Annotated in this window: 5 protein-coding genes and 1 pseudogene; all 6 read right to left on the reverse strand. The window is 32.3% G+C overall.

Annotated elements, in window-relative coordinates; genetic code table 11:
- Positions 1-181 (reverse strand): annotated as a pseudogene (locus tag ACMOUI_RS10825) (alkaline shock response membrane anchor protein AmaP); the annotation flags it as partial.
- Positions 182-244: 63 nt separating this feature from the next.
- Positions 245-622: an Asp23/Gls24 family envelope stress response protein gene (locus ACMOUI_RS10830; RefSeq protein WP_418965708.1), complete on the reverse strand. Its 378-nt coding sequence runs from the start codon at positions 620-622 to the stop codon at positions 245-247.
- A gap of 66 nt (positions 623-688) precedes the next feature.
- On the reverse strand, positions 689-2,035 hold the full coding sequence (accC, locus tag ACMOUI_RS10835) for an acetyl-CoA carboxylase biotin carboxylase subunit (RefSeq protein ID WP_418965709.1): 1,347 nt from the start codon (positions 2,033-2,035) through the stop codon (positions 689-691).
- Positions 2,036-2,048: 13 nt separating this feature from the next.
- Positions 2,049-2,462 carry an acetyl-CoA carboxylase biotin carboxyl carrier protein gene (locus ACMOUI_RS10840; protein WP_418965710.1) on the reverse strand — a complete coding sequence of 138 codons (414 nt, stop codon included), beginning with the start codon at positions 2,460-2,462 and terminating at the stop codon, positions 2,049-2,051.
- 78 nt (positions 2,463-2,540) lie between these two features.
- Entirely contained in the window at positions 2,541-5,957 is a 3,417-nt protein-coding gene (locus ACMOUI_RS10845) for a DNA polymerase III subunit alpha (RefSeq protein ID WP_418965711.1), read from the reverse strand.
- Complete coding sequence (locus ACMOUI_RS10850; RefSeq protein WP_418965712.1) at positions 5,950-7,143, reverse strand: MFS transporter; 1,194 nt, start codon at positions 7,141-7,143, stop codon at positions 5,950-5,952. The genes ACMOUI_RS10845 and ACMOUI_RS10850 overlap by 8 nt, the downstream gene beginning before the upstream one ends.
- Positions 7,144-7,271: the final 128 nt, after the last annotated feature.

The raw sequence follows: 7,271 nt of genomic DNA on the forward strand, positions 1-7,271 counted from the left end.
ATAATTTTAATATTGATATACAAATATATATCAAACATATATTGAAAACCACTGCCTTGAACATAAGTGAGCTTGTATCTATTGTTGTAAAATACTGTGGCATTGTTATATATCCTATTCCTGTTACAGCTATGATTATTATTCCTACCCATGCGAAGAAAAATATTAACTTTTTTATCAATAAACTCACCCCTGTAAAGAAAGATTAGAGGCGTAAATAAACGCCTCCCTTTTATACTTTGAATTATACAATCTCTATATCTTCGTGCTTTTCGTCATACTCTTCTGTTAAGATTTTTACGTCTTGAACAAATACATTTACCTCTACAACTTTTAGTCCAGTCATAGTACTTACAGCTGTTAAAACACTCTTTTGAACATTTTGAGCAACCTCAGAAATTTGATATCCATACTCAACAATTATATAGATTTCAACACTGCACTCTTTCTCTCCAACTTCAACTTTAACACCATTTGTAAGTCTTTTTTTCCCTAGCATTTTGCTAACTTCATCTGCTACTCCACCTGCTAATTTATAAACTCCAGAAACATCTTGTGCTGCTTTTGCCGATATTGTCTTTACAACATCATCCGCTATTTTTATATTTCCTAACTCGTTCATAAAAACACCTCCGTAGATATTATACCTATATTATTACATTTATTTAAAGTTTTTCCTAGCTATTATTTAATTTTTTTCAAAATTTTCTTCTATAAACTTCGTTGTAACTTTTCCTGCTCTATATACCTTATTGTCTAGTACCTCTAAATGGAAAGGTATTGTTGTATCAATCCCCTCTATAATAAACTCATTTAACGCTCTTTTCATCTTTTCTATGGCTTCCTCTCTAGTGATTCCATGGACAATAAGTTTCCCTATCATAGAATCATAGTATGGAGATATCTCATACCCCTGATATGAGTGTGAATCCACTCTAACTCCTGGCCCTCCAGGAACAATATAAGTTTCTAATTTCCCTGGTGATGGTAAGAACCCTGCTGTTGTATCCTCAGCATTTATTCTACACTCAATAGCGTGACCAAATAAAACAACATCCTCTTGAGATATGTTTATTCTCTCTCCCTCTGCAACTTTTATCTGTAACTTTATAATATCTATTCCAGTTACCATCTCTGTTACTGTATGTTCAACTTGAACTCTTGTATTCATCTCCATAAAATAGAAGTTATCATCTTTATCCACTAAAAACTCTAAAGTTCCAGCTGAATCGTAATTGATAGATTTTGCTAATTTTACAGCAGCCTCTCCCATAGCTTTTCTAACTTTAGAAGGTAACTTATATGAAGGAGCTTCCTCTATTAGCTTCTGATGTCTTCTTTGAATAGAACAATCTCTCTCTCCTAAATGGATAACATTTCCATGTTTATCTCCCATTATTTGAACTTCTACGTGTCTTGGATTTTCAACAAACTTTTCAATATATACATCTGGGTTTCCAAAAGCTGATTCTGCCTCTGTTTGGGCTGCAATGATTTTAGACTCTAACTCCTCTGGAGTTCTAGCTAATCTCATTCCTTTTCCTCCTCCACCAGCAGTAGCTTTTATCATTACAGGATATCCTATTCTTTCCTCAACTTCTTTTCTGGCTTCCTCTATACTTCTAACAATTCCTGTTCCATTTGTCAATGGAACTCCATTTTCAATGGCAGTTTTTCTAGCAGTTGCCTTATCTCCCATTCTGTCTATAGCCTCTGGACTTGGACCTATAAATGTTATATTATGTGTTTGACATATTCTTGCAAATCTTGCATTTTCTGATAGGAATCCATATCCTGGGTGTATAGCATTAGCTCCTGTTATCTCTGCTGCCGCCAGTATATTTGGTATTTTTAAGTATGATTCTGTACTTAAAGGTCCCCCTATACAAACTGCTTCATCTGCTAATCTCACGTGTAAACTGTCTTTATCTGCCTCTGAATATACTGCAACTGTCTTTATTCCTAGCTCTCTTGCAGCTCTTATTATTCTAACAGCAATCTCACCTCTATTAGCAATTAATATCTTTTTAAACATAAAATCCTCCCAATTATCTTGCTGTGGCCTTTACTTTTAATAATACTTTCCCATAGTCAACAACTCCTCCGTCTTCTACAGTTATCTCTAACACCTCTCCACTAGCAGTGGATTTTAAAGGCGTCTTTAATCCCATCACATAGATGTATCCAAGATCTTGTCCCACTTTAATCTTATCTCCAACTTTTACCATATCTGCATAGAAATACTTCCCAATTCCTGTTGAAACGACAGTTTTTACGTTGTCCTCTTTTTTATTTGCTTCCTTTGCAACTTGAGGAGTTTCCTTAGGTAAAATCACCTTTCTTTGTGGAGATTTCTTTATTTTTATTTTTAAATTTTCATTTTCCTCATAACTAATTTCAGTAAGTCCGCATTCGCTTAATACATTAATTAAATCTTCAATTTGAAACTCTTCTTTCTTCATAAGTTCCTCCATCAGTTTTTTATCACTTATTTTAACACAATTTAAAAAATCATTCAAGATAACATTACAACTGTAATCTTATCTTATTATAACACTTTTTTCACCCAGTAACTCCTCTATCTTTTTTATTAAAACTGGAGTTATCTCAACTGTTAGTTTAGAGTTTTTTATCTCTTTATTTCCATCTATATCTATGGCGAAACTTAAAGGAACCTCACCTTTGCTATTTAAAAGTATCTCTTTTAATCTACTATATTTATCCTTTGATTTATCATTTATCAGTATATATAATCTATTTTTTTTATTAAATTCAATAGAATTTAATGATTTTATGCTCTTTACAACTATTTTTTTATTTTCATTTCCATTAAAATAATCTATTTGAACACTTCCATCTATTAAAACAGCCTTTCCATCTAGCTCAATATTCAAATAGTCCTTATACTCCCTAGGAAAAACTATTCCAGATATTTGATCATAGTAATCCTCTAAAACAAAGGAACACATTGGTTCTTTTGTTTTTTTAGTCAGTATTTTTTTCACATCCCTTAGTATACCATAAGTTTTTATTCCGTGCAGAGAATTTTCAGTTTTTATATCTGAAATTCTATTCATTTTATATGTCTTTATTATCCAATCATATTTATCCAATGGATGAGCACTGTAATAAAACCCTAAAAACTCCTTCTCTTTTTCCAACTTTTCATCAGGTGTAAAATCAGTCAAATCAGGTAAAACAAAGTTTACTACCTCTGATTTTGCTCCTCCAAAAAGATTCATCTGTTGAATATCATCCTCTTTTATCTTTTTATTTGCATAGTCTATAACTTTTTCTATAGATTCTATCTTTTGTTTTCTATTTCCTGGTAGTGAGTCTAATGCTCCTGAATAGACAAGAGCCTCTATATTCTTTTTATTTAATCCCTGACCTCTCAGTCTATATATAAAATCCTCATATCTTAAAAAGTTTCCATTTTTTTCAAACTCTATCTTTATCTTTTCCGCCAAACTCTCTCCAACATTTTTTATAGCCGCTAGAGAAAACCTAATTCCACCGTCCTCTACAGTAAACTTAGATACTGGATTATTTACATCTGATAACTTCAACTTTAATTTATGAGCCTTTGCATCCTCTATATAGAATGCAACATTCTCGACATTACTTTTTTCAGAGGTCATTATTGAAGCATAGTATTCCTCTGGATAAAAATATTTAAAATATGCTGTCCAATAAGCTATCAATGCATATGCTGCCGAGTGAGATTTATTGAATCCATAGCCTGCGAACTTGTCTATTAGATCGAATATCTCCTCTGCTTTCTCCTTTGTATAACCATTTTTTAGCGATCTCTCCACAAATTTATCCCTATTTTCATCCATTATAGATGCCTGTTTCTTTCCCATGGCTCTTCTTAAAAGGTCAGCTTCTCCAAGAGAGTAGTTTGCCATTATATTGGCTATTTTCATTACCTGTTCTTGATATAGAATAACTCCATAAGTTTCTTTTAATACCTTTTCCAAACTGGGGTGTGGATATTTTATCTCTTCAAGACCATTTTTACAATTTATGAAGCTTTCCACCATTCCAGAACCTAAAGGTCCAGGTCTATATAGAGCCAACAACGCAATTATATCCTCAAATCTATTCGGTTTTAATTGCATCAAAATCTTTCTTATACCCATAGACTCCAGCTGAAATACCCCTAGGCTATCCCCTTTAGAAAGCATATCGTATACCTGTTTCTCATTTAGTTCTATATCCTCTAATCTTATACTTTTATCCTTGCTCTCTTTTATATACTCTATTGTTCTTTGTAAATTTGTTAAGTTTCTAAGACCTAAAAAATCCATTTTTAAAAGACCTAGTTCTTCCAACTCCTTCATCTGGTACTGAGTTGAGATTGTATGATCTTTATTGTCGCTGTATAGAGGTACAATCTCCATCAGTGGATCTTTTGTTATAACCACTCCAGCCGCATGTATAGACGCATGTCTAACTTTATTTTCCAAACGCTGTGATAAGTTTATTAGATTTCTAACTTCACTATCCTCTGTATATAGCTCTCTTATCTCTGTATTTTCCTTTAAAGCCTCTCCCAAAGTTGAAAAAGCTGGAATTAATTTAGCTATCTTATCCACCTTAGCTAGATTTATATCTAAAACTCTTCCCACATCTCTCAATGCCGCTCTTGCTTTCATTCTACCAAAGGTTATTATCTGTGCAACCTTATCCGCTCCATACTTTTGAGTAACATAGTCAATCACTTCCCCTCTTCTTTCCTGACAAATATCTATATCTATATCCGGCATAGATATTCTTTCTGGATTAAGGAATCTTTCAAATATTAGATTATATTTTATAGGATCTAAATCCGTTATCTTTAAGGCATAAGCTACTAAACTTCCAGCTGCTGATCCTCTTCCAGGTCCTATTGGAATATTTTTTCCTTTTGCATAGGAAATAAAATCCCATACAACTATAAAATACTCCTCATATCCCATTTTTAAAATAACATCTAACTCATACTCAACTCTTTTTAAAAGCTCCTCACTAAGCCCAGATGGATATCTTTGAGCTAATCCCTTATAAACTATTTTTCTTAAAAACTCCCCTGGAGTTTTTACACAGTTTGGTATCTCATACTTTGGGAACTTCAACTCTCCAAACTCCAAATTTAAGTTACATCTATCGGCAATCTCCTCTGTTGTATCAACTGCCTCAATAAACTCATCTCCCAATGAGTTTATCACTTCCATTCTACTCTTTAAAAATAGCTCTTTAGTTTCAATCTTCATTCTATTAGTATCTGAAACCTTAGCACCTGTTTGAATACATATCACTAAATCCTGTAATACATGGTCCCCTTCATAGACATAGTGAGTATCATTTGTTGCAACACATTTTAATTCATATTTTTTAGAGAATCTCTGAAGTTCTTTATTCAGTTCTCTTTGCCCCTCTACTCCATTTCCTTGTACTTCTAAATAGAAGTTCTCTTTGCCAAAAATATCTATATAGCTCTCTATTTTCTTTCCAATCTCTATTTCGCTTTCATTTTCCAATATAGCTCTTGATATCTCTCCCTGCATACAGGCTGATAAAGCTATTATACCTTCGCTATGTTTTTTCAAAAACTCTTTATCCACACGAGGTCTATAATAAAATCCATTTAAAAATCCAGCTGAAGATATTTTCAAAAGATTTTTATATCCTGTAAGATTTTTAGCCAAAAGTACCAGATGAAAATTTCTTCCCTCTTTCTTATCCATCTGAAACTCTGATACATATGCCTCTATTCCAATAATAGGTTTTATACCTTTTTTCATAGCGCTTTTATAAAACTCTATAGCTCCATACATATTCCCGTGGTCTGTTATTGCTATAGCTTTCATATTTAACTCTTTTGCTCTCTCTAAATACTCATCTATCCTTCCAACCCCATCTAGAAGACTGTACTCTGTATGCAAATGTAAATGAACAAAGTTTTTATTCATCCGCTCCTCCTCTCAATGGCTTTTCTACTTTAAAACTCTTATAAAAAACAGCAGTTCCTATTAAATATAAGACTACTGTTATATAATATGGAAAGTTGTATGATACTCTTTCCATTAAATACCCTGCTATTATCATACTCAGTGCTCTTGTAACATTTGATGACATTGAAACTATACTACTCATCAATGCTCTATTCTCATATTTTACAGTTTCTAAGGAGATGTTTTGAATGAGTGGTTGATTTAGATTCATCAATGTTGATCTTAATAGAAATGAAACTCCTAAAACAAAAATACCCTGTGGAAAAGCTATTGATATTAAAAATGGGATTGATAATAATTGACAAATAACAACAGTGTTCTCTCTTCCCAAAACTTTAGATATATATGGAACCAGTAGTCCACCAATAACCAATCCGACCTGGGATAATCCCATAATAATTCCAACTTTTTCATTATCTATATTCAAAGAAAACTTTAAATATACACTGAAAAAGGGTATAACCATTCCTGCTCCAAATCCTATAATTGTATTATAGATAATAAATTTTAATGCTTCCCCACTCATCACATCCTTAAAACCTTTAAAAAAATCTCTATTTTTACTATTTTTTATCTTATCGCTGATTTTTAAATCCTTTAAAGGATAAAATCCAATTAAAATTATAAATACACACAATATGTATACCAATGGAATTGATTTTTCTATTGCAAAAATTTTTCCAAAAGTTTTAATCAGTCGCCCTGCTCCATAGCTGGCAAACACCGTTCCTAAACTCTGACTTACAAAGTTTTTACTAAAAACTTTAACTCTATCTTTTTCAGAGGAGTTCTCAATTAAAAGCACTCCAATGGATGAAAATGGAAATCCATACCCTACTCCCATCAATCCTGAAGATACCTTTATTAAGAATGGATCCCTTAAAAAGCTAACTCCTAAAATTCCTATCACCATCAATACTAAACCCATAGATATTGTCTTTTTAAACCCCATTTTTGAGCTTAAGTAAGCATTTATCATAGATCCTAAAGCTATAGATAAACTACTTATTGATAATACTTGCCCCACAATGCTTTCCCCATAGCCCAAATTTTTTACATGTATCCCTGTAAAAACATTAAAAACTCCGGAAACTATAGAGGTTGTAACCACATTTATAAAAATTATTTTATCTATCTGCTTCAACTCTATCTCACCCCTAAAATTGACCTAATATATTATACAATATAAAGTTATAAAAAAAAATACTTCTAACCATTAATTAGAAGTACAAAAAAATGAAACGACCTTCCGGGGGGGATAGAAGGCCGTTT

Source organism: Cetobacterium sp., assembly GCF_048470075.1.
GTDB lineage: Bacteria > Fusobacteriota > Fusobacteriia > Fusobacteriales > Fusobacteriaceae > Cetobacterium_A.